Annotated in this window: 35 protein-coding genes; 22 read left to right on the top strand and 13 right to left on the bottom strand. The window is 66.9% G+C overall.

What is annotated here, in order from left to right; all coding sequences use genetic code 11:
- Positions 1-304 precede the first annotated feature (304 nt).
- Positions 305-1,048 carry a prepilin peptidase gene (locus B5X82_RS07680; protein WP_079647534.1) on the top strand — a complete coding sequence of 248 codons (744 nt, stop codon included), beginning with the start codon at positions 305-307 and terminating at the stop codon, positions 1,046-1,048.
- A 22-nt stretch (positions 1,049-1,070) separates the two neighbouring features.
- On the opposite strand, the gene B5X82_RS07675 is transcribed toward B5X82_RS07680, so the two are convergent.
- Positions 1,071-2,129, bottom strand: a complete 1,059-nt coding sequence (locus tag B5X82_RS07675) for an endonuclease/exonuclease/phosphatase family protein (RefSeq protein ID WP_079647533.1) — start codon at positions 2,127-2,129, stop codon at positions 1,071-1,073.
- 206 nt (positions 2,130-2,335) lie between these two features.
- Between B5X82_RS07675 and B5X82_RS07670 the strand changes: the two genes are divergently transcribed.
- The 3 genes from B5X82_RS07670 (at position 2,336) to B5X82_RS07660 (ending at position 4,483) form a co-directional block, all read left to right on the top strand.
- Complete coding sequence (locus B5X82_RS07670; protein ID WP_079647902.1) at positions 2,336-2,710, top strand: YciI family protein; 375 nt, start codon at positions 2,336-2,338, stop codon at positions 2,708-2,710.
- Entirely contained in the window at positions 2,707-3,951 is a 1,245-nt protein-coding gene (locus B5X82_RS07665) for an RNA polymerase sigma factor (RefSeq protein WP_079647532.1), read from the top strand. The genes B5X82_RS07670 and B5X82_RS07665 overlap by 4 nt, the downstream gene beginning before the upstream one ends.
- Positions 3,952-4,033: 82 nt before the next feature.
- Positions 4,034-4,483 (top strand): SRPBCC family protein, encoded by a 450-nt coding sequence (locus B5X82_RS07660; RefSeq protein ID WP_079647531.1) that lies wholly within the window; start codon positions 4,034-4,036, stop codon positions 4,481-4,483.
- A 115-nt stretch (positions 4,484-4,598) separates the two neighbouring features.
- Here the strand turns inward: B5X82_RS07660 and B5X82_RS07655 are convergent, their stop codons facing one another.
- Complete coding sequence (locus B5X82_RS07655; protein WP_079647530.1) at positions 4,599-4,970, bottom strand: hypothetical protein; 372 nt, start codon at positions 4,968-4,970, stop codon at positions 4,599-4,601.
- A 376-nt stretch (positions 4,971-5,346) separates the two neighbouring features.
- Here B5X82_RS07655 and pstS point away from each other — a divergent pair, with 376 nt between their 5' ends.
- From pstS to B5X82_RS07635, 4 genes are all read left to right on the top strand, one after another.
- Positions 5,347-6,396, top strand: coding sequence for a phosphate ABC transporter substrate-binding protein PstS (gene pstS / locus B5X82_RS07650; RefSeq protein ID WP_079647529.1), 1,050 nt, complete (start codon positions 5,347-5,349; stop codon positions 6,394-6,396).
- 70 nt (positions 6,397-6,466) lie between these two features.
- Positions 6,467-7,420, top strand: a complete 954-nt coding sequence (pstC, locus tag B5X82_RS07645) for a phosphate ABC transporter permease subunit PstC (protein WP_079647528.1) — start codon at positions 6,467-6,469, stop codon at positions 7,418-7,420.
- Between the two features lie 11 nt (positions 7,421-7,431).
- A complete protein-coding gene (gene pstA / locus B5X82_RS07640; RefSeq protein WP_079647527.1) occupies positions 7,432-8,271 on the top strand; it encodes a phosphate ABC transporter permease PstA in 840 nt (279 codons plus the stop codon).
- Complete coding sequence (locus B5X82_RS07635) at positions 8,268-9,146, top strand: phosphate ABC transporter ATP-binding protein (protein WP_079647526.1); 879 nt, start codon at positions 8,268-8,270, stop codon at positions 9,144-9,146. Before pstA ends, B5X82_RS07635 begins: the two co-directional genes overlap by 4 nt.
- A gap of 17 nt (positions 9,147-9,163) precedes the next feature.
- On the opposite strand, the gene B5X82_RS07630 is transcribed toward B5X82_RS07635, so the two are convergent.
- Positions 9,164-10,192, bottom strand: coding sequence for a sensor histidine kinase (locus B5X82_RS07630; protein ID WP_223811268.1), 1,029 nt, complete (start codon positions 10,190-10,192; stop codon positions 9,164-9,166).
- Positions 10,193-10,297: 105 nt separating this feature from the next.
- Positions 10,298-12,046, bottom strand: coding sequence for a hypothetical protein (locus B5X82_RS07625; RefSeq protein ID WP_079647525.1), 1,749 nt, complete (start codon positions 12,044-12,046; stop codon positions 10,298-10,300).
- Positions 12,047-12,617: 571 nt separating this feature from the next.
- Here B5X82_RS07625 and B5X82_RS07620 point away from each other — a divergent pair.
- From B5X82_RS07620 to B5X82_RS07580, 10 genes are all read left to right on the top strand, one after another.
- Entirely contained in the window at positions 12,618-12,827 is a 210-nt protein-coding gene (locus B5X82_RS07620) for a hypothetical protein (protein WP_079647524.1), read from the top strand.
- A complete protein-coding gene (locus tag B5X82_RS07615; protein WP_079647523.1) occupies positions 12,827-13,483 on the top strand; it encodes a hypothetical protein in 657 nt (218 codons plus the stop codon). Before B5X82_RS07620 ends, B5X82_RS07615 begins: the two co-directional genes overlap by 1 nt.
- Positions 13,480-13,995, top strand: a complete 516-nt coding sequence (locus B5X82_RS07610; protein ID WP_139385053.1) for a hypothetical protein — start codon at positions 13,480-13,482, stop codon at positions 13,993-13,995. Before B5X82_RS07615 ends, B5X82_RS07610 begins: the two co-directional genes overlap by 4 nt.
- Entirely contained in the window at positions 13,992-14,321 is a 330-nt protein-coding gene (locus tag B5X82_RS07605) for a hypothetical protein (RefSeq protein ID WP_079647521.1), read from the top strand. Before B5X82_RS07610 ends, B5X82_RS07605 begins: the two co-directional genes overlap by 4 nt.
- Positions 14,318-14,536, top strand: a complete 219-nt coding sequence (locus B5X82_RS07600) for a hypothetical protein (RefSeq protein ID WP_139385052.1) — start codon at positions 14,318-14,320, stop codon at positions 14,534-14,536. Before B5X82_RS07605 ends, B5X82_RS07600 begins: the two co-directional genes overlap by 4 nt.
- Positions 14,533-14,691 carry a hypothetical protein gene (locus B5X82_RS26720; protein WP_176152503.1) on the top strand — a complete coding sequence of 53 codons (159 nt, stop codon included), beginning with the start codon at positions 14,533-14,535 and terminating at the stop codon, positions 14,689-14,691. Before B5X82_RS07600 ends, B5X82_RS26720 begins: the two co-directional genes overlap by 4 nt.
- Positions 14,688-15,569, top strand: coding sequence for a hypothetical protein (locus B5X82_RS07595; protein ID WP_079647519.1), 882 nt, complete (start codon positions 14,688-14,690; stop codon positions 15,567-15,569). The genes B5X82_RS26720 and B5X82_RS07595 overlap by 4 nt, the downstream gene beginning before the upstream one ends.
- Entirely contained in the window at positions 15,566-16,135 is a 570-nt protein-coding gene (locus B5X82_RS07590) for a DUF1643 domain-containing protein (protein WP_079647518.1), read from the top strand. The genes B5X82_RS07595 and B5X82_RS07590 overlap by 4 nt, the downstream gene beginning before the upstream one ends.
- Before the next feature lie 233 nt (positions 16,136-16,368).
- Positions 16,369-16,836: an XF1762 family protein gene (locus B5X82_RS07585; protein ID WP_079647517.1), complete on the top strand. Its 468-nt coding sequence runs from the start codon at positions 16,369-16,371 to the stop codon at positions 16,834-16,836.
- The gene (locus B5X82_RS07580) at positions 16,836-17,021 is read left to right on the top strand and encodes a hypothetical protein (protein WP_079647516.1); all 186 of its coding nucleotides are present in this window, start codon (positions 16,836-16,838) and stop codon (positions 17,019-17,021) included. Before B5X82_RS07585 ends, B5X82_RS07580 begins: the two co-directional genes overlap by 1 nt.
- A 45-nt stretch (positions 17,022-17,066) precedes the next feature.
- Here the strand turns inward: B5X82_RS07580 and B5X82_RS26265 are convergent, their stop codons facing one another.
- A complete protein-coding gene (locus tag B5X82_RS26265; protein ID WP_139385051.1) occupies positions 17,067-17,675 on the bottom strand; it encodes a hypothetical protein in 609 nt (202 codons plus the stop codon).
- A 136-nt stretch (positions 17,676-17,811) separates the two neighbouring features.
- Between B5X82_RS26265 and B5X82_RS27215 the strand changes: the two genes are divergently transcribed.
- The 3 genes from B5X82_RS27215 (at position 17,812) to B5X82_RS07565 (ending at position 18,969) form a co-directional block, all read left to right on the top strand.
- Entirely contained in the window at positions 17,812-17,943 is a 132-nt protein-coding gene (locus B5X82_RS27215) for a hypothetical protein (RefSeq protein ID WP_268878217.1), read from the top strand.
- A 90-nt stretch (positions 17,944-18,033) separates the two neighbouring features.
- The gene (locus B5X82_RS07570) at positions 18,034-18,489 is read left to right on the top strand and encodes a hypothetical protein (RefSeq protein ID WP_139385050.1); all 456 of its coding nucleotides are present in this window, start codon (positions 18,034-18,036) and stop codon (positions 18,487-18,489) included.
- Between the two features lie 6 nt (positions 18,490-18,495).
- Positions 18,496-18,969 (top strand): hypothetical protein, encoded by a 474-nt coding sequence (locus B5X82_RS07565; protein WP_079647513.1) that lies wholly within the window; start codon positions 18,496-18,498, stop codon positions 18,967-18,969.
- A 3-nt stretch (positions 18,970-18,972) separates the two neighbouring features.
- Here the strand turns inward: B5X82_RS07565 and B5X82_RS07560 are convergent, their stop codons facing one another.
- Positions 18,973-19,413 carry a thermonuclease family protein gene (locus B5X82_RS07560; protein WP_235862625.1) on the bottom strand — a complete coding sequence of 147 codons (441 nt, stop codon included), beginning with the start codon at positions 19,411-19,413 and terminating at the stop codon, positions 18,973-18,975.
- A gap of 29 nt (positions 19,414-19,442) precedes the next feature.
- Between B5X82_RS07560 and B5X82_RS07555 the strand changes: the two genes are divergently transcribed.
- On the top strand, positions 19,443-20,051 hold the full coding sequence (locus tag B5X82_RS07555) for an SOS response-associated peptidase family protein (protein WP_079647512.1): 609 nt from the start codon (positions 19,443-19,445) through the stop codon (positions 20,049-20,051).
- 184 nt (positions 20,052-20,235) lie between these two features.
- Here the strand turns inward: B5X82_RS07555 and B5X82_RS07545 are convergent, their stop codons facing one another.
- The 7 genes from B5X82_RS07545 to B5X82_RS07515 are packed head-to-tail and all read right to left on the bottom strand — an operon-like array spanning position 20,236 to position 24,976.
- Positions 20,236-20,499, bottom strand: coding sequence for a hypothetical protein (locus tag B5X82_RS07545; protein WP_079647510.1), 264 nt, complete (start codon positions 20,497-20,499; stop codon positions 20,236-20,238).
- On the bottom strand, positions 20,496-20,855 hold the full coding sequence (locus B5X82_RS07540; protein ID WP_079647509.1) for a hypothetical protein: 360 nt from the start codon (positions 20,853-20,855) through the stop codon (positions 20,496-20,498). The genes B5X82_RS07545 and B5X82_RS07540 overlap by 4 nt, the downstream gene beginning before the upstream one ends.
- Positions 20,852-21,079, bottom strand: a complete 228-nt coding sequence (locus B5X82_RS07535) for a hypothetical protein (protein ID WP_079647508.1) — start codon at positions 21,077-21,079, stop codon at positions 20,852-20,854. Before B5X82_RS07535 ends, B5X82_RS07540 begins: the two co-directional genes overlap by 4 nt.
- Positions 21,076-21,309 (bottom strand): hypothetical protein, encoded by a 234-nt coding sequence (locus tag B5X82_RS07530; RefSeq protein ID WP_079647507.1) that lies wholly within the window; start codon positions 21,307-21,309, stop codon positions 21,076-21,078. Before B5X82_RS07530 ends, B5X82_RS07535 begins: the two co-directional genes overlap by 4 nt.
- Positions 21,306-21,989, bottom strand: a complete 684-nt coding sequence (locus B5X82_RS07525) for a glycoside hydrolase family 19 protein (protein WP_079647506.1) — start codon at positions 21,987-21,989, stop codon at positions 21,306-21,308. The genes B5X82_RS07530 and B5X82_RS07525 overlap by 4 nt, the downstream gene beginning before the upstream one ends.
- Positions 21,986-22,480 (bottom strand): hypothetical protein, encoded by a 495-nt coding sequence (locus B5X82_RS07520; RefSeq protein ID WP_079647505.1) that lies wholly within the window; start codon positions 22,478-22,480, stop codon positions 21,986-21,988. The genes B5X82_RS07525 and B5X82_RS07520 overlap by 4 nt, the downstream gene beginning before the upstream one ends.
- Before the next feature lie 45 nt (positions 22,481-22,525).
- Entirely contained in the window at positions 22,526-24,976 is a 2,451-nt protein-coding gene (locus B5X82_RS07515) for a hypothetical protein (RefSeq protein ID WP_079647504.1), read from the bottom strand.
- Between the last annotated feature and the right edge of the window lies 1 nt (position 24,977).

Raw genomic sequence — 24,977 nt, 5'->3', positions numbered from 1 at the left:
GTTTCACCGCATTTTGCGGCACCTGCCCGCTCCCCCACCCGGCCTCCCATCAAGGATACACTGAGTGGGAGGCCGGGTGGGGGAGCGGGCAGGTGCCGCCTCGAAATGCCCTCTTCCGCGCATTTCCAGACAGATTCTGCGGCGCGGTCGCGTTGCGGGTGGCGAACATCAGCAACCGCCCGAGCAGGCTCCACTGACAGCTTCCGATATTGCGCATGAGCGTGACCACTATCCTTCCGCCCGGCCCTATTGCATGACTGCATGACGGCCCCATGACAGCGGGCGGCAGGGGATTGGGACCGCAATGCTGATCGCGGCAGGCGCGCTGCTGGGGGTGATCTTCGGCAGCTTCATCGCGACGATCGTCGTCCGCTGGCCGCAGGGCCGGTCGGCGGCGCGCGGCCGTTCCGCCTGCGACGGGTGCGGCGCGCCGCTCGGCCCGGCGCGGCTCGTGCCCGTCCTGAGCTATGCGATCCAGCGCGGCCGGGCGGCGTGCTGTGGCGGCCGGATCGACTCCGTCCATCCCCTGGCCGAACTGCTCGGCGGCGCGATCGGCGCGCTCGCGGTCGCGGCGGCCTCCGATCTTCCACAGGCGATCGCCGGGGCGCTGTTCGGTTGGCTGCTGCTGACCCTGGCGCTGCTCGACCTCCGGCATTTCTGGCTGCCCGACCGGCTGACGGCAGCCCTCGCGTTCGCGGGGCTGGGTGCCGGAGTCGCTGGGCTGCCGCCCGATCTTGCCGACCGGCTGGTCGGCGGCGTGGCGGGTTTCCTCCTGCTGGAGGCGGTGCGTCGTGGCTATCGCCGCCTGCGCGGCCGCGAGGGCATGGGCGGCGGCGACCCCAAGCTGTTCGGCGCGATCGGCCTGTGGCTCGGCTGGCGCATGCTGCCGATCGTCCTGCTCGGCGCGGCGCTGGCGGGGCTGGCGGCGGCGCTGCTCCTGTTGCTGGCGGGGCGCCGGCTCGGCACGACGTCGCGGCTGCCCTTCGGCCCTTTCCTGGCGTTGGCGGCATGGGGTGCCTGGCTGGTCCAAAGATGGCAGGCCGGGTGACTTCAACTGCGCTTCTTGATGGTTAAACCGGGTCTGTCGCCGCCATCGTCAGATAGGCGGTGTAGCCGACATGGTCGGACAGCATTGAGCCGTCGGCCTCGCGGCCGAAGGGGGTGGCGATGCGGCGCACCGCCAGGTCGGCGGCGGCGCCGGGGATCAGGAATTGCCAGTCCTTGGCGCGGCGACGGGCCTCCCGGGCGTCGGCGGACAGGCCGTCGCGGCAGGCGCCCGTACAGGCGGACAGCGCGTCGGCCGGCATCGCGCCATGGTGGCGCGCCAGCACCTCCATCACCATCACTCGGCGCGTCGCGCTGCGGCCGATGTTGAAGTCGCCGCCGACGATCATCGGCATGCCGGGGACATGATTGGCCGCCAGGAAGCGGTCGAGCGCCGCGACCTGTTGCCCGAAGGCGGCGTCGGCGCGTTCGATCGCGACGCCCGAGGCGCGCTTCGAATTGAGGTGGAGGTTGACCACCGCGATCGGGCCCGGCCCGCCCGGCACCGTGACCACCGCCATCACCATGCCCTTGTTGGCGAGGCAGTCGAAGCCGGCGCAGGCCGTGGCGGGGAAGGCGGCGCGGCGCACCGACAGGATCGGATAGTCGGACAGGATGACGAGCCCGCTGTCGAGCAGCTTGCCGCTCCGTTCGCCCTTCAGGAAGGAGGCTTCGGCCGCGAAGGCGCTGTCGACGGGGGAAAGCGCCGACGGGCCGGCGGGCGCGCTGTCGGGGCCGACGGCGGCATAAGGGTAGCCCGATGCCGTGCGGATCGCCTTGGCGTCGTCGGAAAAGGCCTCCTGCAACAGGACGATGCGCGGCTGGGCGCCGGCCGCACGCAATGCCGCCAGCCGCTCGCCGATGCGTGCCAGCGCGGCGCCGCGTCCGAAGCGGGCCGGCCAGGGCAGGCCCTCGACATTATAGGTCATCACCGACAGGCCGGCGTCGCCGCGCGGGGCGGGCCGGAGCAAGGCGGGCTGCTCCCGCGCCGCACCGCGCGTGGCGAGCAGCAGCAACAGGCAACCCAGCAACAGCACGAGCACGCCCTGCCGGCGGGACAGGCCCTGCCGCACGATCCCGTCCATCGGTGATCCTCCGCATGTTCGTCGGCGCGGCACGCACCCCTCGGCCGCTGCGGTGCGCCCCCTATATCGGAGCACGGCGAAGATTTTTTGACGGGCGCGTTGCGGTTCCTGTCGGATCGCGGGTCAGTTCCGCGTCTTCAAGGACAGACGGTTGCACCGCCTGCGCGCCGACGCGATCATGGCGGCGGCCGGATAAGGAGATGGGCATGTTATACGCGATCCTCTGCTATGATTCCGAAGAGGTGGTCGGCGCCTGGAGTGCTGAAACGGAAACGGCGGTGATGGCGCGGCTGGGCGCGGTGCAGGATCGGCTGCGCGCCGAGGGGCGGCTCGGACCTGTCGCCCGGCTGATGCCGACGACCGCCGCGACCACGGTGCGCAAGGGCGCCGAGCCCTTGGTGCTCGACGGTCCCTTCGCGGAGACCAAGGAACAGCTGCTCGGCTTCTACGTCGTCGATTGCGACAGTCTCGACGCCGCGATCGAGGTCGCGGCCGAGCTAGGCCGGGCGAGCGGCTCGGCCGGTGCGCATGAGGTGCGGCCGTTGATGGTCTACCGGCCCGGTCAGGTGGAGCCTTCGTGACCGACCTTGCCTGGATCGATGCGGCGCTGGCATCGGCCCGGCCGCGCGCGGTGGCGGCGCTGCTTCGCTATTTCCGCGACATGGACCTGGCCGAGGAGGCCTATCAGGAGGCCTGCCTGCGCGCGCTGGCGCGCTGGCCCGAGCAAGGCGCGCCGCGCGATCCCGCCGCCTGGCTGATCCTGGTCGGCCGCAACAGCGGGATCGATGCGGTGCGCAAGGCGGCGCGGACCGAGGCGCTGCCGCCCGAGGACCAGCTCTCAGACCTCGACGATGCCGAGGCGGGGCTCGCCGACCGGCTCGACGAGGGCCAGTATCGCGACGACATATTGCGGCTGCTGTTCGTCTGCTGCCACCCCGATCTGCCCGCCACCGGCGCGATCGCGCTGGCGCTGCGCATCGTCTCCGGCCTGACCGTGCCGCAGATCGCGCGCGCCTTCCTGGTCGGCGAGAAGGCGATGGAGCAGCGCATCACCCGCGCCAAGGCGCGCATCGCCGACGGCGGCGTGCCGTTCGAGACGCCGGGGCCGATCGAGCGCGCCGAGCGGCTGGGGGCGGTTGCCGCGATGGTCTACCTGATCTTCAACGAAGGCTATTCGGCGAGCGGCGCCGAGGCCGGTGCGCGCGAGCCGCTGTGCCGCGAGGCGATCCGGCTCGGTCGGCTGTTGCTGCGGCTGTTCCCGTCCGAACCCGAGATCCAGGCGCTCACTGCGCTGATGCTGCTCCAGCATGCGCGCAGCGCCGCACGACTCGACGGGGAGGGGCAGGTCGTCCTGCTCGAGGACCAGGACCGCAGCCGCTGGGACGGCGCGATGATCGCCGAGGGGCTGGCGCTGCTCGACAAGGCGATGCGGCATCGCCGGCCCGGTCCCTATCAGGTGCAGGCGGCGATCGCGGCGCTCCATGCGCGGGCGAAGACCGCCGCCGATACCGACTGGGCCGGGATCGAGCGGCTCTATGCGACGCTCGAACGGATGCAGCCCTCGCCGGTGGTGACGCTCAACCGGGCGGTCGCGCTCGGCCGGCTGTCGGGGCCCGAAGCCGCGCTGGACCTGATCGCGCCGCTCGGCGAGCGGCTCGACGGCTATTTCTATTATCATGGCGCGCGCGGCGCCTTCCTCGACCAGCTCGGTCGGGCGGAAGAAGCGCGCGCCGCGTTCGGCCGGGCGATCGGCCTGGCCGGCTCGGCGGCGGAGGCCGCCTATATCCGCCAGCAGCTCGACCGGCTATCGCAGCCCAAATGAACGTGACCAAATAAATGTGGAGCGGCTGTCGGATCGGTCGCGCCGCCATCGTCGTACCGACGCAGACGATAGGAGATGCCAGATGCACGAACTGACCCTGACCCGCCTGATCGACGCCCCGCGCGAGAAGCTGTTCCGCTGCTGGACCGATCCCGAGCTGATCCCGCAATGGTTCTGCCCGCCGCCCTGGGGCGTGTCGAAGGCCGAGGTCGACCTGCGGCCCGGCGGTTCGAGCCTGATCGTGATGCGCGGTCCCGATGGACAGGAGATGCCCAATCCCGGCGTCTATCTGGAGGTCGTGCCCAACGAGAAGCTGGTCTTCACCGACGCCTTCACCCGCGCCTGGGAACCGTCGGAGAAGCCGTTCATGACCGGCATCCTCACCTTCGCCGACGAAGCCGGCAAGACCCGCTACACCGCGATCGTCCGCCACTGGACCGCCGAGGACAAGGCCCAGCACGAGGCGATGGGTTTCCACGAAGGCTGGGGCATCGCGACCGACCAGCTGGAGGCGCTGGCGAAGCGCATTTGAAGGACCCGGTTGGGGGTGGGCTGCGATCGACGGCCAATGGGGGGAAGCCGGACCGCGTCACGGGGCAGTGCGCCCACCCCCCGCCCCGCCGCAGGGATCCGGCGGGGAGTTCGGTTCAGGCGAGCCGGCCGCGCCGGCCCTCGCTGCCGAGATAGGCGAGCAGGCCCTGCGCCTGGCCGCGCGAATAGCCCGATGCGAGGAAGCTGCCGACGTCGTCCTCGCCCAGCTCATTGGCATGGTGGCGGGCCAGCGAGGCGAAGCGGCGCAGGCTCTCCAGCCGCGGATCGGCGAGCGGCCGGGCGAGGCGGACGCCCAGCGCCCATTCGACGAAACGGCCGAAACGGCTGTTCGGCGCAATCTCCCGCGTCGCGTCGACGCGTTCGGCAAGGCCGATCACGCGGAGTTCGGTGGACGAGAAAAGCCCCGCATCGGAGGCCGTCGCCGTCCTGGTTTCCCCATCGAGGGGGGAGAAGCCCAGATAGGCCATGGCATTGTGTCCCCTGACAAGATGTTACAGATCGGTACGTGGTATGAAAGGCCACGTACCGTTCGGTTACATCCTCGTCAAGTCCAGGCTGGCGATCGGGGAAAACTTATTCTGTCAGCCCTGACAGAAAGGCTGACGCCACCGGGTTGTCGACCATGGCTTCGTCGCGCTGAATCGAAATCGGATGAGCTGTTCCCGTGGGGAGGGCCCCGCGACGAACTGGCCGATGCTACAATTTTATGTCAGTTCGATGACGCGGCAGTGCCGCGATAGGCTTCGCCGCCGCCGCATAAGGCGTCCCGCTGTAACATTGCTGTAACAGCCCGGGATTAAGCGGGCCTCGCGCCGGAGGGACTCCGGCATCGGAGAATCTTTCATGCTCAAGCATTTCGTCGCCTCGCTGAGCGCGGCCCTGATCCTCGCCTCGGGCACGGCTTCGTCCGCCCATGCCGCCAACATCTCGGGCGCGGGCGCGACCTTCCCAGCGCCGCTCTATGCGAAATGGGCGGAAACCTACAAGGCGACCACCGGCGTCGGCCTGAACTACCAGGCCATCGGTTCGGGCGGCGGCATCAAGCAGATCAAGGCGAAGACCGTCGACTTCGGCGCGTCGGACAAGCCGCTGAAGCCCGCCGAGCTGGCCGCTGCCGGCCTCTACCAGTTCCCGACCGTGATGGGCGGCGTGGTACCGATCGTGAACCTGCCCGGCGTCAAGCCCGGCCAGATCAAGCTGACCGGCGCGGTCCTCGCCGATATCTTCATGGGCGGCATCCGCAAGTGGAACGATCCGCGCATCGCCCGGCTCAACCCCGGCGTGAAGCTGATGCCGCTGCCGATCACCGTCGTCCATCGTTCGGACGGCTCGGGCACCTCCTTCCTCTTCACCACCTATCTGTCGATGAAGAACCCGGTCTGGGCGAAGAAGGTCGGCGCGAGCGACGCGGTGTCCTGGCCGACCGGCATCGGCGGCAAGGGCAATGACGGCGTCTCGGCCTTCGTCAAGCAGACGATGGGTTCGATCGGCTATGTCGAATATGCCTATGCCAAGCAGAACCGGGCAACCTTCGTCCTGCTGCAGAACAAGGCGGGCCAGTTCGTCGCCCCGGGTGCAGCCAACTTCGCCGCCGCCGCGGCGGGCGCGCAATGGTCCAAGGCACCGGGCAACTATGTCCTGCTGCTCGACCAGCCGGGCCCCAAGACCTGGCCGATCACCGGTGCGACCTTCATCCTTGTCTACCGGAACCAGGCGAACCCGGCGACGGGCGCCAGCGTCCTGAAATTCTTCGACTGGGCCTATAAGGCGGGCGACGCCTCTGCGGCGCAGCTCGACTATGTGCCGCTGCCGGCGGCCGTGAAGACCCTGGTTCGCAAGCAATGGTTGACCAACGTGAAGGCGGGCCCCAAGCCGGTTTACGTTCCGCGCTGAGCCACGGCTGGCGCCTTGGTTGCTGGAAACGGGGGCGAGGGGATCGCCCCCGTTGCCTTGAAAGGGAAACATGGCAAGCGCTGCTCCACCTGACACCGCACGCTTCGGTACGTCCGGCTCGGCAGGGGAAACCCTGTTCCACGCCGCCTGTTTCGGGGCGGCGACGCTGCTGCTGGTCACGCTGGGCGGGGTGGTCGTCAGCCTCGCGATCGGCGGCTGGCCGGCGATCGAGCATTTCGGCTTCGGCTTCCTCACCTCCAGCGAATGGAATCCCGTCACCGAAGTCTATGGCGCGGCGGGACCCGTCGTCGGCACCCTCGCTACCGCGCTGCTGGCGCTGGTGATGGCGCTGCCGCTGGCGATCGGCGTCGCGGTGTTCCTGGTCGAGTTCTGCCCGCGCCCGGTGGCCCAGCCGGTGGCGATCGCGGTCGAGCTGCTCGCCGGCATCCCTTCGATCGTCTACGGCATGTGGGGTCTGTTCGTCCTCGCCCCCTGGTTCGCCGAACATGTCCAGCTTCCGCTGATGATGGAGGCCGAGCCCGGCTCCTGGCAGGAGAAACTCTTCTCCGGCATCCCCAACGGCGCCAACATCTTCACCGCCTCGGTGATCCTCGCGATCATGATCCTGCCCTATATGGCGGCGGTGTTCCGCGAGCTGTTCATGACCGTCCCCGCGCAGCTCCGCGAGGCCGCCTACGGCCTGGGCTGCACGCCGTTCGAGGTGATCCGCGCGGTCGTCATCCCCTATGTCCGGCGCGGCATGGTCGGCGTGATCATGCTCGGCCTCGGCCGCGCGCTGGGTGAGACGATGGCGGTGACCTTCATCATCGGAAACGCCCATGGCTTTCCCGATTCGGTGTTCGCCTCGGGCTCGACCATCGCCTCGACGATCGCCAACGAGTTCGCGGAGGCGACCAGCGACATGCACAGCGCCGCGCTCGTCGCGCTCGGCCTGGTCCTCTTCCTGATCACCTTCGGGGTGCTCGCGATCGCCCGCGCGCTCCTCGGCAGCCAGCGCCATTGAGGAGGACAGCGATGGACCGCGCCCTCGTACGCCGCCTCTCCAACATCGCCTTCGTCATCCTGACCGCGATCGCGACGCTGATCGCGCTCACGGCGCTGGTGCTGACCCTCTGGTCGCTGCTCAGCAGGGGCATCGGCGGGCTGGATACCAAGATCTTCACCATGACCCAGCCGGCACCGGGCTCCGAAGGCGGCTTGTCGAACGCGATCATGGGATCGCTGATCATGTGCGGAATCGGTCTGGCGATCGCGGTCGTGGTCGGCGTCCTCGCCGGAACCTGGCTGTCCGAATATGGCGGCAACACCCGCTATGGCCAGGTCGTCCGCTTCCTCAACGACGTGCTGCTGTCGGCGCCGTCGATCCTGATCGGCCTGTTCGTCTACGAGATATTGGTGCGGCCCTTCCACGGCTTCTCGGCCTGGGCGGGCGGCGTCGCCCTCGCCATCCTCGCCATGCCGATCGTCACCCGCACGACCGAGGACATCCTGAGCCTCCAGCCGAGCGCGCTGCGCGAGGCGGGCATGGCGCTCGGCGCCAGCCGCGCTTTCGTGATCCGCAAGATCGTCTGGAAGTCGGCCCGCGCCGGCCTCGTCACCGGTGCGCTGCTCGGCTTCGCCCGGATCAGCGGCGAAACCGCGCCGCTGCTGTTCACCGCGCTCGGCAACCAGTTCTTCTCGACCGAGCTGACCCAGCCGATGGCCAGCCTGCCGACCACCATCTTCCAGTTCGCCCTGTCCGCCTATGAGGATTGGCAGCGCCTGGCCTGGGTGGGTGCGCTGCTGATCGCCGCCGCCGTTCTGTCCATCAACATCATCGGGCGCATCGTCGCCCGGGAGGCCCGCCGTTCATGACCGACCTTCCGTCGCACCTGTCCGAGGAAGTCCATCTCGCCTTTCCGCCCCGTGACGCGCTGGCGATCGAGGCGCGCAAGCTCGACTTCTTCTACGGCAAGACGCAGGCGCTCTACGGCGTCGACCTGCCGGTCGAGCGGAACAAGATCACCGCGCTGATCGGCCCCTCGGGCTGCGGCAAGTCGACCCTGTTGCGCGCGCTGAACCGAATCTACGATCTTTATCCGAAGCAGCATGCGGTCGGCCGCATCCTGCTCGACGGACACGACGTGCTCGCCGATCGCAGGAGCCTGCAACGGCTGCGCGATCGCGACGGCGGCGGGGACGACACCGCGATGATCCGTTCGCCGGTCGACGTGGCGGGCCTGCGCGCCCGCGTCGGCATGGTGTTCCAGAAGCCGACGCCTTTCCCGATGTCGATCTACGACAATGTCGCCTTCGGCGTGCGTCTCTACCAGCGCAAGAGCCGCGCCGAGATGGACCAGATCGTGGAGAAGTCGCTGCGCCGCGCGGCTCTGTGGGACGAGGTGAAGGACAAGCTCCACTCCTCGGGCCTCGGCCTGTCGGGCGGCCAGCAGCAGCGCCTGTGCGTCGCCCGCGGCATCGCGGTGGAACCCGATGTGCTGCTGCTCGACGAGCCGGCCTCGGCGCTCGATCCGGTGTCGACGGCGAAGCTCGAGGAGACGCTGATCGAGCTGCGCCAGGACTTCACGATCGTGATCGTGACCCACAACCTTCAGCAGGCGGCGCGCATCTCCAACTATACCGGCTTCATGTATCTCGGCCGGATGATGGAGTTCCAGCCGACCGAGGAGCTTTTCGCCAATCCGCGCGGCCAGCGCACCCGGGACTATGTGACGGGCCGGTTCGGCTAGGAGAGCCTCCAACAGGTTCAGCCATGGGCGAGGCTGCCGTGCGGCACCTTCAGCTCGCAGCGGGTGCCGCGGTCGATCGTGGTGCCGCTGCTGATCTGAAGCTCGGCGCCGAGCGAGCGCGCCAGCATGTCCATCAGCTTCGAACCGGTGCCGTGGCTGCGGTCCGGGTTGTGTCCGGCGCCGTCGTCCTCAATGGTGACGAGGATGTTCCCCTCCGCGTCGGGGCGCAGCCAGACCGCGACCGCGCCCACCCCTTCGGGGAAGGCGTGCTTGGCGGCGTTGGTAAGGCATTCGTTGACGATCAGCGCGATGGACACGGCGGTCTGCGCCGGCACCTCGATCGGTTCGGCGTCGACGCTCAGGGTCACGCCGGCGGGCAGCATGCCGTCGCGGATGCGTTCGCAGATCTCGCGCAGATGTTCGTGGAGCATCACGGTCGACAGGTTGGTGCTGCTGAGCGCTAGGTTGGAATAGACCGAAGCCAGCGACTGGAGCCGTCCGGCGGCAGCCTGCAGCTCGCCGCGCAGCTCGGGATTGTCTTGTCCGGCGGCGCGCGACAGCAGCAGCGAGGCGGCGATCTGGAAATTGTTGCGGGTTCTATGGTCGACCTCGCGCAGCGCCAGCGACAGCAGCTCGACATGGCGCTGCTGCTCCTCGCGCAGCCGGAAGGCGGCGGCGCGGAAGCCGGCGACCACCCAGGCGGTCAGCAGCAGCGACGCCGTCGCCACGAAAAGGCCCACGCCGTGCGGGAAGTCGATCGCGAAATCGCGCTGGGGCGGGATCACGAAATACCAGATCAGCAATTGGCAGATCACCGTGACGATCAGCCCCGACCTCAGGCCTGCGATCAGGCAGGAGAAAATCACCGCAGGGAAGACGAACGAATAGGCGAGCACGCCGGGCGCGAAGATGTCGACGATCAGCCGGCCGGCCACGGCAAGCCCGACGCCGGCCGTCGCCACCACGACGTCGGTCGCCAGATCCGGTTTCCGCCCCGCCAGCCGGTGCGGAAGATCGAGGATCGCGGATATCGCTCCTGCTCCCATTTATCCGGTGCGAACCCCGGATGACGCCGTTTGCCCTACGACGGCTGCCATAATATCCGTCAATCCGACGGAACGAAAGTCATTCCGCCGGCGAGGCATCCCTCTTCAGTTCGCGATCAGGCGCGCGTTGCGCAGATGGATCATCGCCCGCTCGCGAACCTTGGCGGCATAGCCGATGCGTTCGAGAAAACCCCGCGGATCGCGAGCGACCGGGCCGCTGCCTTCCTCAAGCTGCGCCCATGCCGCGCGGGCGCGGGGGACGTCGCCGACCATCGCATAGCCGACCGCACTGGTCAGGAAGAAGAGAGCGTGCCGGCCCAGCACGGGCGGCGCCATGTGCGTCAGTGCCTCGCGCGCCATCACCTGGTCGTCGCGGGCGATGGCGAGCAGCAGGAGCGGTCCGTAGAAGCGGCCCTCGGGATCGTCGTCGAGCGTGATCGCCCGCCGGATTAGCGATTCGGCGCGGGGATCGTCGCAGTCGAGCAGATAGACGCCGGCATCGGCGAGCAGCGCCGGATCATAGGGCTGGAGTTCGCTTGCCCGTATCGCGAAACCGACCGCCTGCGCACAGGCGTTGCGCGCCACCGCGACGCGCGCGCGCGCGGCGTTGCCCCAGGCGTCGAGCGGGTCGATCGAGCCGGCGATCTGGGCATGGCGGCGGGCGGTCAGCAGCAGCGCGGACCGGTCGCGCGGGTCGGTGTCCGAGCTGACCATCTTCTCGATGGCGAGCTGGGCGGCGGCGGCCTGGAGCTGGGCATTGTCGGGATCGCGCTTCAGGCTCTTTTCGACGCATGCCTGGACGTGGCGGAGCTCCTCGGTCGTCCGTTCCTTGCGGTAGCGGTGATAGAGCAGCAGGCAGCTGTAGCCGGCCGCCTCGATCCCCCCATTCTCCTGCAGCTCGTGGGTCGCGATCAGGCCGTTGACGCGGCCGATCGTGGCGATCATCGGCGCCAGCCGCTGCTCGAGCGCCTCGCCGTCGAGCTGGCCGGCATCGCCCAGGCTGATGTCGCCCGACCAGATCAGCCGGTCGGGCGCGACCCGCAGCAGGCGCAGGAACAGGCGGGGATGCTCGCCGCCGATCAGGTCCCCGCCCAGCCGATAGCGGGCCTGCGGAATGGTCGCGACGGCGGCGGCAGGCGCGGTGGTCGCACCATTGACGGCCGAGCGGCGCAGCGGCCGCACGTCGAACATGTCGCTCCGGCCCAGCCCGTTGATCAGCGTGACGCGGACCAGTTTGCCGAGCGGGCTGTCCTGGGCCATCGTCGTTCCACCGATCTCCAGGATCGGCCGCTCGCGGCCGGCATTGGGCGGCGTCGTCCGCATCGGCAGGAAGTGGAGCGTCAGCGCCGCCGCCAGACCGACCAGCAGCAGCAACAGCGCGATGTGCCAGCCGAACTGGAACGGGCGCTGGGGCAGGGCGGGGGGCGCCGCCGCATCCGGACCGGCCGGTTCCTCGGCGGGCCGCAGCGCGACGCGATAGCGACCGCTGGGGATCGTCAGGCGCAGGCCGTTGACAGGCTGGTTCGTCCGGTAGTGATTGTCGAGCATGCGCCGCAGCCGGCCGACCTGGACGCGCGGATAGCTGTCGGCGCGGGCGTCATAGTCCGGCGCGCGGCCAAGCCCGTCGACCGCCACCGAATAGGCCTTGAGCTGATCGCCGCGGCCGGAGGCGGTTTCGCCCACCAGGAAGGAGAGCAACCGTTTCATGATCGGCGCGCGCGCGAAATCGGGCGACGCGATCACGGTATCGAGCTCCTGCCGCATCAGTTCGGCATCGCTCAACGCGGGATTCGCCGGCCGGCCGGCCGCCGCCCCTTCGTCCCGATCGGCGGTCACCTCGCGAGCGTCGTTCATGCCCGCAAGGCGATAGCCTGAAAATCGGTGCAAGTCATTCGCAGATTGAAGGCGTCTCCTTATCGCGACTGTAACGGTTACAGAGACGGAGAGACACTGCCAGTCGCCGATCGGCTGGGTTTCATTGCCGCAGCAGTTCGCTGCGCTCCATCGCTGCGTCGCGCCGAAAGTCCTACCCCCAACGGGACGATCGACGGGCCGGGCATGGGAAATGGTCGATCGTCCGTTTGGCCCCCACCAGCGGGCGATCGGCCTTTACCGCCGGCGACCGGCGAACTTCTCCCGCGAACGGCACCCCTCCGACATCAGGCGCTCCGAATGGATCGGCCGAATCGGCCGATCGCATCGATCGGCGCACGCCGCCGCAGCCCCGGACGGGAACGAACCATCGTTAAGACTGTAGGGAGGTGGAGGCCCGAGCCGGGCACTCCCAAAACGCCGGATTCAACAACTTACCGTGTCTAACCCCTGAGAAAGGGGGCACGGAAATCTGCGGCGCACACGCCGCAATGTCTAACCCTGAGATCATCCATTTTCGCCCTCGCCTGAGCCTGCGTTTCGGGGGTGCAGCATGAGCGCGCTCCGTCCCCACATCCGCGTCGCGCGGGCCTATGAGGCGGCCTACGTCGCCGAAGCCGAACGCCTTCATGGACAGCAGCGCTACGAAATCGCGCTTCACATGCTAGCTCAGGCTTCGGCCCACCGCCGCGCCGCCGAGATGATGGAGGCCGAGGAGGCGCAGTCCGCCACCGACTGGCCGGTCCAGCGGGAGGGCTGCTGATGAAGGTCGCGGCCCTCTACGTCGAAACGGACGGATGCTACTTCGGCCTGCCTGATGTCGATCCATGGGATGAAGCCCGGGATGCCCGAAAGTACGATGGTCCGTGGCCGGTGGTCAGCCACAGCCCCTGTCAGCGCTGGGGGAAGATGTGGTTCGGGCAACCCCTGACCGTCAAGCGCACAGGGATCAGGAAGCGCAAAGGCGACGATGGCGGATGCTTCGCGCATTCCCATCGTGTCGCCCGGTTGTACGGCGGCGTGATTGAGCATCCGTGGGGCAGTTGGGCGTGGCCGCATTTCGGCATCAATGTGCCGCCGCGAGAAGGCGGATGGATCAGTTCGGGCTTGTTCGATGGTGGCTGGACCTGCTGCGTCGAGCAGGGGCGCTATGGCCACTACGCCCGCAAGCCAACGCTGTTGCTAGTTTACCGCATTCATCCGGCCGATCTGCCTGACCTGGACTGGGGGATTGGCGAGCCACGGCTTGATCCGGCGGTCGTTGAACGCATGGGGCTGAAACGGGCCAAGCGTCTTGGTGAAGTGGGCGCGAGAGGGGGGGGGATGGACAGCAACCCTCGCATCCATACGCCGCTGCCCTTCCGCGACCTCTTGCTGGGCCTCGCCCGATCAGCCGACGTTGCTGTGAGGGCCGCATGAGCCGCCGTCGCCCCGGCTGGGAAGACGAGGTTCCCATGGAGGACATGGAGGCCGCTGCGCTGCGCTTCCATTATTGGGCGGGCAAGTTCGCTGAGCCGGCGCCGGACATCGCCGACGTCCTGGCCGCGCGGCTGCCAGATGCCCGTCACCTGATCGCAATCTGGGAACCTCTGGCGACCAAGGCGCCGAACCCGTCCCGCTGCCTGCCGTTCTGCTGCCTCCGCCGGACGGTGGTCTTCTATCACCGGCCCTACGTGGTCGGCTGGCCTCGCGGTGGCCGAGACATGGACGGCGTGTTCCATCCCGACTGGAACAAGGGCTTCATCGAATACGACCAGATCGAAACCCGGCTGGGCAGCGATGACATCGTCGAGTTCGACGGCGATCGCTTCGAGGTCGGCGGTGGTCACGTCTGCTGGTCGAAGTCGCGGCCGGGTGCGCACAAGCGCTGGTGGATGCGGTTCTGGGCGCGGCGGCAGGCCGAGGTGGCGCGAAGCGGAGGGCGGCAATGACGTGGTTTACCGAGCGCCGTCTCGATTGGATCGAAGATCGCCTCTTCGACTATGGGCGACTCAATCGCGATAACCTGATCCAGTACTTCGGCATTTCGATGCCACAGGCCAGCATGGATATTCAGGCCTATCTCGCCCTCAACGCCGACGTCATCTACGACAAGCGCGCTAAGCATTACTGCCAGGGTCCGGATTTCAAACCTGTCCGCGGATCGACCGCCCTGAGGCGTCGAACTTGGGATGCGTGGCCCGTCAACCATCAGTCATGGTGCCCGGATGCGGACGATCATCGGCCGGGCATCTTTTGCGCAGAATGCGCGCGATGACCGGCGGCTGGACACCAGAGGCGATCGCTGCCGCCCGCGCCCGTCTTGAACTGGACACCGACCCGGTGCGCGTGGATGTCGGGATCCGCGCCAGGGCGGCTCAGGCTGCCGAATGGGGCACGCCGGCGCGATGCGAGACCAACCAGACCGGGTACCTCGGCGAATGCCTGCTCTGCGGTGATGAGCAGGGCGAGCGCGCAAGGTGTCGGCGATGACCCCGACCGCCAAGGCCCTGCGCCAGCTCGCGCGCCAGCTTGACCGGGCGTACCGGCATGCCTCCCTGGGCGGCAACGACGTCTCCGTGCGGGTGAAGGATCCGCGCATCCTCATCAACATCATGCGCCGCGTCGCTCGGGAGCTCGAGCGATGACGCCGTTCTTCTCCCGTACCGGCACCAAGCGCAACCTCGATGCGGCGCGCGCCGCTGGCTGGGGCATCCTCGTCTCGGCGAGCGGCGTCTGGCGCGACGAGGGGTTCGATCTCATCGGCGCTGACAACGGTCAATGGACCGAGCGGGATGATCCGCTACCGTTCAAGCGAGACCGCTTCCTCCGCTTTGTCGACTGGCTCGGTGATCGCGCTCTATGGCTGGCGCTGCCCGATGTTCCCTTTCGAGGTCTGGAGAGCCTAGACCTGACGCTGCAATGGCTGCCGGAGATGCGGGGGCATCCGTCGATTCTGCTGATCGTTGTCCAGGATGGGATGACGCCCGCTATGATCGCTCCCTTCCTCGGCCCGCGCGTCGGAATCTTCGTCGGCGGCACCGATGATTGGAAAGAGACGACCCTTCCGCTCTGGGGCGCGCTGGCCCGCGAGGCTGGTTGCTATCTCCACGTCGGCCGGGTGAATAGCGCTCGGCGGATATTCCTCTGCGGGGCGGAGGAAGCTGACTCCTTCGACGGGACGAGTGTGACGCAATTCGCCGATACGCTGCCGATGCTCGACCAGGCGCGTCAGCATGTCGACCTCGCGACCAAGTGGCGGGATCGGCCCAGCGAAAGGACGCCTGCCGGGTTTGCCCGCCGCTGTCGCGAAATCGTGGCGACTATGCCGGGCCATGCCGCCCATCGCGCACTGGATCTGCTGACCAACGACATCCTGCGCGATCTCGGGTTCGGTGCGGGCATCGAGATATTCGAGGCGGCGGTGCGCGACTGGCATCGCCGGGGGCAGCCGTACCCGATCCCGACGGAGCCTCATTGGATCGATTGCGAACGGGTGCTGGCGGGCATGGAGCGCAGGCAATGACCGAGATCGACCTCTTCGGCGCGCCCGTCATGCAGCGGAGCGCCGACTTCGCCACCCCGACGATCCGCCGGACCCTGTCGCGGCAATGGGCTCCGGGCCCGCGCGCGCTAGTCATCGGCTGTAACCCTTCGGACGCGGGAATCGACCGAGACGATCCGACATCGCTGTGGTGGAATGCCTGGTTCCAGCTTTTCGGCTTCGGCGCCTACGATGCGGCCAACCTCTATCCCTTCGTGACGCCAGACCCGCGCGCATGCCGGCGGCGGGTCGAGGAAGCGTTCGGTGGCGAGTGGCACGATCGAGACGCGTTGCTGGCGAACGTCGACCATATCGTCGCGCTCGCCAAGGCTGCCGACCAGGTGTTCGTCTGCTGGGGTAACATCGCGTGGGACGACTTCTGGGTCGACCATGTCGTTGAGCAGATCTCGACCGGGGTCGAGCCCTACCCGGACCTCTGGTGCTGGGGGAGGACGAAGTCTGGCGCGCCGATCCATCCGATGGCCCGGGGCAAGCACCGCATCGCGCGTGATCAAGCGCCCATCCTGTGGAGGGCCGCCTCGACATGACCGAGATCGACAAGATGTTCGGGTGGGAAGGGTGATGATGAGGCGCACGGTCGGATGGCTGAGCTGGGGTGGCATCCGCCCCCTTTACGATGACGGTACGGTCGGCGAGCCTTTGAAGTCGGCGATAGATCGGACGCGGAAGGAGATAATCGAGGCATTCAAGCGTGGTGATCCAATTCCTGCGCGGATGAAGCACAAATGACCACCCCCGCCGGCCAGGTCGGGCTCAACTGATGAAAATCGTCCCCCTCACCCTGCGCGAGGCGAACGATTTCGTCGAGCAGCACCACCGACACAGCGCCCGCACGTCCAACGACGGCGGGAAGTTCGCGATCGGGATCGAGGTCGGCGGCGAGCTCGTCGGCGCTGCGATCGTCGGGCGACCGGTCGCGCGGATGCTCCAACGGCCAGGCGCGGCCGAACTGCTCCGTTGCTGCGTTTCGCCGGCGGCGCCGCGCAATGCCTGCTCGCGCTTAGAGGCACGGTGCAAGCGCATCTGGCAGCAGATGGGCGGCACCCGGTTGCTGACCTATACGTTGGCGCGGGAAAGCGGCGCGAGCCTGCGCGCGACGGGAGCCGTCCGCGAGGCGACCGTCGACGCCGAATCGTGGAACCGGCCGAGCCGGCGGCGTGCTGCGCGGTCGATCGAGGCCGAGGACAAGGTTCGCTGGTCGTGGACGCTCCCGGAGATCCCGGCCTGATGACCACCGACCGCGCTTGGCGCCCGAACCCCGGCACGAGCGCCTCGCCCAAGGATCCGAACGCTATGGTCTGGCTGCGCTTCCGGTGTGGTCAGGAGAGCCCGGCACCGCGGCGGGCGGGGAACTTCATCTGGCTTGACCGCGGATGGGATTTCGACATCGTTGCGGCGGCGAAGGTGGATTGATTTCTTAGTAAGGGGGCTAACACGGTATAATCATTTTTCGCCGAATCAGCCATCGGCGTTCGGTATAGGTGGCCAGATCGATTCTATTTGAGCTTTGCAGACTCTGGCATCCGACCAGACAGTCCACGTCCGGCCGATTTTATTGTTACGAAAATCGATATTTTCATCATTTAGAAATATAGGATCGATTAACTCAATCGCGCGGCTACCTTGGCGTCCCCAGACCCGAAGTCCATAATGAACGACCTTATCTTTGAAGGTAATCTCGACTTCCGCGAGCTGGGCGTCGGTGCGAACCAACTCGGCCCCCCATTCCGTCCTATCAAGTATATAGTTGAGCGCTTCGTTCAGCGGCAGATCAGGCTCCAGAACATTATGTCGTTGAGGAGCGTCGACTGCGGTCGACGTCAACAGCGTCCCGAGCTTTGCGACGAATAAGCCACTAAGGAAGCCGAGAATTCCCACCGCGACGAGTTGCACCGCGTGATTTGCTGGGACTGACATAAGCCAGATTGCGGCGCGATTTAGCCGTAGAAACGTCGCCCAATCGGCGAGCGTGGCAACGAACTCACTTGGTTTGAGGGCGCCCAGCGTTGTTAGAAAGAAAAAAATGGCAGCCAATACTCGCCCGGACCATTTCAAAAATTGCGCCATCAGCCCCTCCGCTCCCCATCGCTAACCCGTACCGCCACCCGCATCAATTAGAACGAGAGCGAGTTAAAATCTTGGCCGCAGTCATGAAGAGTTGTGCGTTTGAGGAACCGCTTCCGCCGATCCGCGTCTTACCATCATGGATGACCTGCCCGACCTATCGAAGCTGACCGACGCCGAGCTCGTAGCGCTCTATTCGTCGAAGGAGCCGGACGACCCTGATATCGACCGGATCGCCAACGAGATGGAGGCCCGCGGCGTCGACTTCTGACGGCCCCGGCTTGACTCTTTTGTTCTCACTGTGTTCTCATAATCGCACCCCAACACGAGTCGGGCGCGACGCCCGCATATGGACACGATCATGAGCACAGCAACGCTGGTGCGCACGCACCACGGCGCGAAGACACGCGCCCGCGAAACCTATGAGACCGATCCGCAGGTCGAGACCCTGTACCGCGGCGACCTGGCCGGCGCGATCGCCGCGGCGCGGTCCCTCCCGGCACAGCAGCGCGCCAGCGCGCGGATCGAGACGGACGCCTATTTCTACGGGCCCGACCTGTTCGACACGATGACGGACGAGAGCGTGCCGCTCGCCGATTACGACCTAATCGACGGCTCCAACATCGTCCGGCTGGAAAAGGGCGCGCTCGAGCTCCTGCGCGGCGACCGCCACATGATGCCGCCGGCGTCGATCGTAAACGACCAGATCGAGATCATCACCGTCATCCTGCGCCACAAGAAGACCACCCAGGACGTGGAGGATCTGGACGGCAAGCGCCTGATCCGGATCACAGCGGCCGACATCGAGGCGGCTTGATGATCGATGGGCGCTCGACGCGGGCCGGCGTTCTTCCCGGCCTGGACCCACACCGTCGGCGCCATGAAGGCGGCGCGCGACGAGAAGCCTGATCACTTTGGCGTCCGGGTTTCCTGCGATACCTGCCGGGAAGGTCGTGACGTCGATCTCGACGCGATTATCACGAAGAAGGGGGCCGACTTTTCCTTGGTGAACAGGCGGGCCCGCTGCAAGCTGACGCGCGGCTGCCGGGGCTGGAACCGTTTCTTCTACCAGGGCGGCGTCATGCGGCCGCTGTGGACTCAGGAACAGGTCGAGAAATGGATGCGAGCCGACACGGCGCGGCGATCGGCGGAGAAGCTCGGCCGGGAGAAGGTGGTGCCTCTGCTGCACGGGCGTGACTTCCGGCTCGACCCGCCACCGCGCGGAATCGATCAGTTGCTATGGGCGGTCTGCACGGATGAGGAGCGGCGGGAGCTGATCAGGAGGCGGCCACGGTAGCGGTCAGCAATCCAGCCGCCCATAGCGCTCGACCGCGAAGCCGTCCCGCACCATCTGGCAGGACAGATCCACACCATCTGCCGAGCAGCGCACCACGGCGCGACCATAGCGGTCCTGGTCGACCTGTTCGCACCGGACATTGCGGCCGGCGGTAAGCCCGCGCAAATGATCGCGGGATGCATACGGGTCGCCGGGCGTGCATTGGCGACCTGGGCGACACGCTCCTGGCATCTCAGGGGCGTCGATCCCGTAGAGCCGCATCGAGCGTCCGGCGCTGCCGCAGCGAATGGCGTCCCCGTCGTGGTGCTCAGGTGAGGGACAGGCGAAGCTTGGCGCGTCCGACGAAGCTCCGGCGGCCCCGAATTCGCTCCAGCCTATGACCGCCGCGGTGAGAGCCAGGATCATCGACAGGCCGCCGATCAGCGATTTATGGTGTGCTCGCATCAGGCCGCTATATCCGGGGGGAGTTCCGCATGTGCAACCATTACCGCACGAACCCGGAGGCGATCCCGAGCTGGCGCGAGTACATCGGATGGTCGCTGTCGATGCCAGAAGAACCCTTCGCCAGCGATGTCTACCCGAAGCGCAAGGGCCTCATCGTTCGCCAAGAGGCCGGCAAGATCGCGACCGATGTTCGCTCCTGGGGCATCACGACCAAGATCAAGGGCGCCTCGGGTAAGATGCTCGACAAGGCCGTCACCAACGTCCGCAACCTCTCTAGCCCTTTCTGGAAATCGACGCTCGCGAAGCCCGAACAGCGCTGCCTGGTGCCTTTCACCACCTTCGCCGAACCGACGCTCGATCCGCATCCCGAAATCGGCAAGAAGGGCGAGCATTGGTTCAAGCTGCCGGCCTATCCCGTGGGCGCGTTCGCCGGGATCTGGCGCGGCGGCGAATATGCGTTCCTGACCTGCGAGCCGTGCGCGCTGGTGGCGCCGCTGCACCCGAAGGCGATGCCGGTGATCCTCCATCCCGAGGATTACGAGGCCTGGCTGACCGGCGACTTCGATGCGGCCTGCAAGCTGGCGCAGCCATTCCCGTCGCAGATGATGGAGGTGGAGACGGTATGGCCGATGGGATGAACACGCTGCCGATGGAGACCATGCCAAGTGATCGGCGTGACGGGCGTGTAATGCTCATCCGCCACGGTCATAGGCCTTGGACCCGAAGGGCACGCTTCTGGCCCGATCACCAGGGCGGGGGCTGCTGGATCGATGAGGTGACCGGCGGCCAGCTTCTCAACGTGACGGGCTGGGCTGACGCGCCTTAGCGCTTGCTGGCCTCGGTCGCCGCTTTGTCGAGCCGATCCGACAGCGACAGGATTCGGGTGTGCACCTGGTCGAGCAGGGCGTTGAGCTGGTCGATCTGGTCGGCCGCGAGCGCCGCCTTGCCCTCGTCCACGTTGCGACGCACGACCGCGGCGATGTCGTTCACCGCGTCGATGATCGGCGCGGCACCGGGGATCAGCCCCGACGCGGTGACGATCTTCGCGGCGCTTTGCGCCAGGCTCAGAAGGTCGTCGAAGGTCATTGCCCGGCTCCCATCGTCAGCGCTTGCAGCTTGAAGGTCTGGTCGAAGGCCTGCGCGACGAGCGCGGCGCGCTGGGCGGCGTCCGTGGTGGCCTTGGCCTTGACCAGCAGGTCGGTGACGGTCGCATTCAGGTCGCGGACCTTGGCGGCAGTCTCGCCCTTGATGACGCCGGCGTTGATCAGGTCGAGCGCGAGCGTCGCGGCGCTCTCATAGCCGAGCTCGGCGAGGATCAGTCCGCGCGTTCCCTCGATTACGACCTTGTCGACGACCTGCTGGACCGGGGTGCTGCCCGGCGAGGTGGGATGCGGCGTACAGGCGGCGAGCGCCAGCGCGGCGCAGATGATCAGGCGCTTCATGGATTGTCTCCCTTGGATTCCGGTGCGGCCTTCCCGCCCGAGCTCGATCCGATCCAGAAGGTGAAGGCGGCGACGGCGAAGCTTTTCCATGTGCCGATCACGTCACCGCGCATGGCAGCGTCGGTCGACCAGCCCACCACCCATATGCTGAACCCGGCGTAACCGAGGATCGCGAGCGCCGAGGCCGCGACGACGATGCGCAGGTGCGGGATGGCGGACTTCATGGCAGCCCGTCCAACATGTGGCGGACCATGGCCTCCGCCTGCGTGGCATCGAACAGGTTCGTGCCGCTGGGCTCATGGCGCATCGGTTCGGTCAGCCCCAACAGTTTCATAGTTTCCGGGCCGTCGTTATATTCGGCCTTGAAGGTGATCCCACCATCAGGGCTGAAGTCCTCGGGCAGCTTCCACGATAGGAAGCGGTTCACCATATGCTTGATTTGCTCGTCGGTCATGACAACAGCCCCATGATTTTCGAGAACAGCGCCTTCACATGGTCGAGCCCGATCAATCCGCCGTTCGTGATCCGCCGGGCGCCGGCCAGGTCACCGGCGTCGACCTTCGCGAGGACGCCATTCGCGCGATAGAACTCGCAGGCGATCAGCAGCGACAGCGCGGGCACGGCGGCGATCTCGGGATGCGTGTCGAGACCGATGCCCAGCCGCTTGTCGAACAGGAGATAGTTCGCCTTGCCGGTGAGCTGCAGCATGCCCCGGCCGCGATAGGCCCAACCGTCGCCGGGCTGGTCGTTGCCCATCCGGCCGCCATAGACCTCATTGGCGATCGCCTCGGGCTGGCGCGCGAACCGCGCGGCCTTGGCGGCGTTGAAGCGGTTCGGCCATGTGCGCACCAGCGCGCCGGCTGAATAGTTCAGGTTTTCCTCGAAGCGCGTATAGCCGCCGGTCTCGTTCGCTGTCTCGGCGAGCGCCCAAGCGAGCCGCTCGCGGCTGTCCGTCAGCCCATAGGCCGGCAGATGAACGAGCGCCGCCGTCGCCAGCGAGTTGATGATGCCCTGGTCCGGCGTCGCATCGGCCAGCGTCGACACGCGGCGCAGCAGGGCGCGCATCGTGTTGGGCCCGATGATGCCGTCCGGCGTGACGCCGATATTGCGCTGGGCGGGCTTCCAATCGATCACGGCTTGCCCTTCCCAAGGTCTACCGGCGCCCGCTTGAGCGCCTGATATTCGGACGGGGCCTTGCCGGTGATCTGGTCGACGATGACCTCTTTCGCGGAAATCTCCGCCTGCACCTCGTTGCGGATCTCGGCCCTCTGCCGGTCGACGACCGCCCGCAGCTCGCTATCGACACGGTCGAGGAAGCGTTCGGTGTAGAGCTTGACCAGACGATCGGCGCCGACGGTAGCGAGGGCGCTCAGCAGCGCGGCAGCTTCGCCGTTCGCGCCGAGCCGCGACGTGATCGAATATGCGATCAGCGCGACCATGGGCAGTAGCAGCAGGTCGGCGAGCACCAGCGCGCCTCGAATGCGGATGCCGCGCTTGATCAGCAGAGCATATTTCGCCGCGAGGCCGAACGACAGGCCGATCCAGATCCATCCATATTTCAGGAAGGCGGCTTCGAACCAGGGCGTCACCGCGGAGCGTCCAAGCGTGACAGCCTGGGCATTCATGCCGTCCGTCCGACGGTGTTCATGAAGTAGCTCATGGGATTGTCCTCACCGTTCATTGCGAGGCCGAGGCGTGGTCCCAGCAGCGCCAGTTGCGAGCACGATCCGGCTTACCGACACGTCACCGATCCCGCTGGCGGCGGCATAGACGCGCCCGGTCAGCGTGGTTGCGTCGTTCGGCACGGGCGGGATGTAGAGATATTTCCAGACCCACCCGCTGACGGGCTGACCCTGGCCGCTCTGGTCATAACGGAAGTTGGAGACGGCGCCGGTGCCGTTGGAGAACATTTCAAGCCGGCCACCGTCGTTGCTGCCGCCGGGCTCACGATACAGACGCACCGCCATAACGACGGCCTTGCCGCGGTAGGGCGTCGCATCGATTGCGAATTGGAGATAGCTGGATCCCGTCGTCTGGCGCATGCGCACCGATGTCGATGCCGATCCGGTCGGCCCTTCCGTGCTCTCGGCGTCGATGCGCAGGCTGGACCGCTTGATCGTCCCATCACCGCTCGCTGTGAAGGTGAAGCCCGTCGGCACCGCCCCGTCGAAGTCGTCGAAGCGGCCATTGGGGAGGAGGTTCGCGGCGAATCCCATCGCAGCCGGCGCAACGACGGCGGGGCGCGTCCACGCGGCGTAGGCAGGGCCGAAAACGGCATAGAAGGCGTCGACCCCGTCCGGTTCGGACAGGTGCAGCTTGTCGGGCGCATAATAGCTCAGCGGCCGGCCGGCACTGTTGAAGGCGGTATAGACGTCGACGGTCGTGATATCGCCATAGAAGGCCGCGACCCGGTCGACCGCCGCCACCACCGGATCGATCCGCGTGTCGCCAGGGATGCCGATCGGATAAGTCCGAATCATCAGCCATGGGGCTTTCGGAAAGACCCTGCGGAACTTGTCGATGGCGTCCATGAACTCGCCGGCGCGCAGCCATCCGTTGGGATCGGTGGCGCTGGTCACGAACATGTTCTGTCCATGGTTCAGGATGATCTCGTCGACATGGTCGAGGCCGCCGTACATGGCAGCGAACAGCGACCCGAGGCCATAGCTCGGCTGCGACCCGCCGACGCTGGCATTGGCCACGAAAATGCGATTGCCGGCGCCGCCGCCAGCGCTGCCGGTCGCTACCTTCTCCCAACCGCACCACAGGCCGCTCTCGAGCCCCCAGTTCCTATAAAAGATGTCCTTGGTCGGGTTGAGGGTCGCGAGGCCCGTGGCGCCTGCGTCGAGCACCCATTTCCGGAATGGCTCCGTGCCATAGTCGGTGACGGCTTCGTCGATATCGTTGCCGGTGCTGTCGCCGACGATCAGGATGACCTTGTCGGTCGAGGTGATCACTGGCTCGATCTGGCTGCGGAAGGTCGAGACGGCCAGCGCGCGATTGGTCGGCACGCTCGGCGCCGCGATCCCGCCGTAGAAGACGAAGCCTTGCGCGGGATTGGGCGTCCGCGCCGCGCCAAGGCAGTTGAGGTTCACATAGCCGGGGGCGCTGTCGGCGGCCTGGACGTTGTTCGAAATTGGCGAACGCCCGGACGTTTGCGCCCCACCGTTCAGACGACAGTCGACCGAACCTACGATCGCAAGCGAATCCAGGACGAAGGAGGTACCGACGCGCGACGCGTAGATCGAAGTCTTGGGGATTACCCAGGTGCGCCCTGCGGTGAAGAAGCGGAGGTTCGTCCGCATCGTGCTGAAGGTGTCGGCGGCGAAGGCAAACTGATCATAGCCGCCGGGCGTATTGTCGGCGTAGAAGCCGAAGAGCGGATTCGCTCCCTGATCAGCCTTCCGCATCGCCATGAGCAGGTAGAAGGGAAGCTTGAGCGTCTTCTGCGCGCGACTGTACATCGCCGTGCCATTGGCGCCGACGACGGCGGGAACACCATCGAGGATCTGGAATGTCGGGCGGGCGGCGTTCGTGGCCTGAATCAGGTCCCAGCTCGTGTCGCCGAGAATATTCCTGATGCAGCCGACCGGCTGTCCTGCGGCGGTCACGGGGACGGTTGCCGCGGCATCCTGGAACAGGTTCCTCTTCCAGAAGCGAAGGTCCCAGATGCCTGCCCCGCTCCCGTCCAGCGTGATCCCATAGTTGCTGGCTGTCAGGTTCGATGCCGACACGGCGGCGGCTGCAGCGCTGGCGGCAGCGGCATCCGTATATGGTCCAGCCAAAGCTCCAATGATGTCGTGGAGCGCGCCAGTATTCGTCCATGAGCCTGAACCGCTGGCGCCAACCTTCACGTAGAGGTCGTTGTTGGCGTCGGTGCTGTCGGCATAGACAAGGCCGATGGTGCCGGCATCATGGGCGAGATCCGCGTTCAGCGCCGACCGCGTCGCATAGGTGACGCCAACCATCGTGCCGAGACCCATGTTTGCGATCGCGGCCTCGATGACCGGGCCGATGGCGCGAATGTCGGCCTTATCGGGCTCATAGGCACCAGACGACGGGACGCCGTCGATGTTGAAGTTGCGGTAAGCTTCGCCGAAGCTGTCGCTGATCGTGCCCATG

It is taken from the genome of Rhizorhabdus histidinilytica, assembly GCF_900167915.1.
GTDB classification, from domain to species: domain Bacteria; phylum Pseudomonadota; class Alphaproteobacteria; order Sphingomonadales; family Sphingomonadaceae; genus Rhizorhabdus; species Rhizorhabdus histidinilytica.
This window is presented reverse-complemented; position numbering and strand designations above follow the sequence as displayed.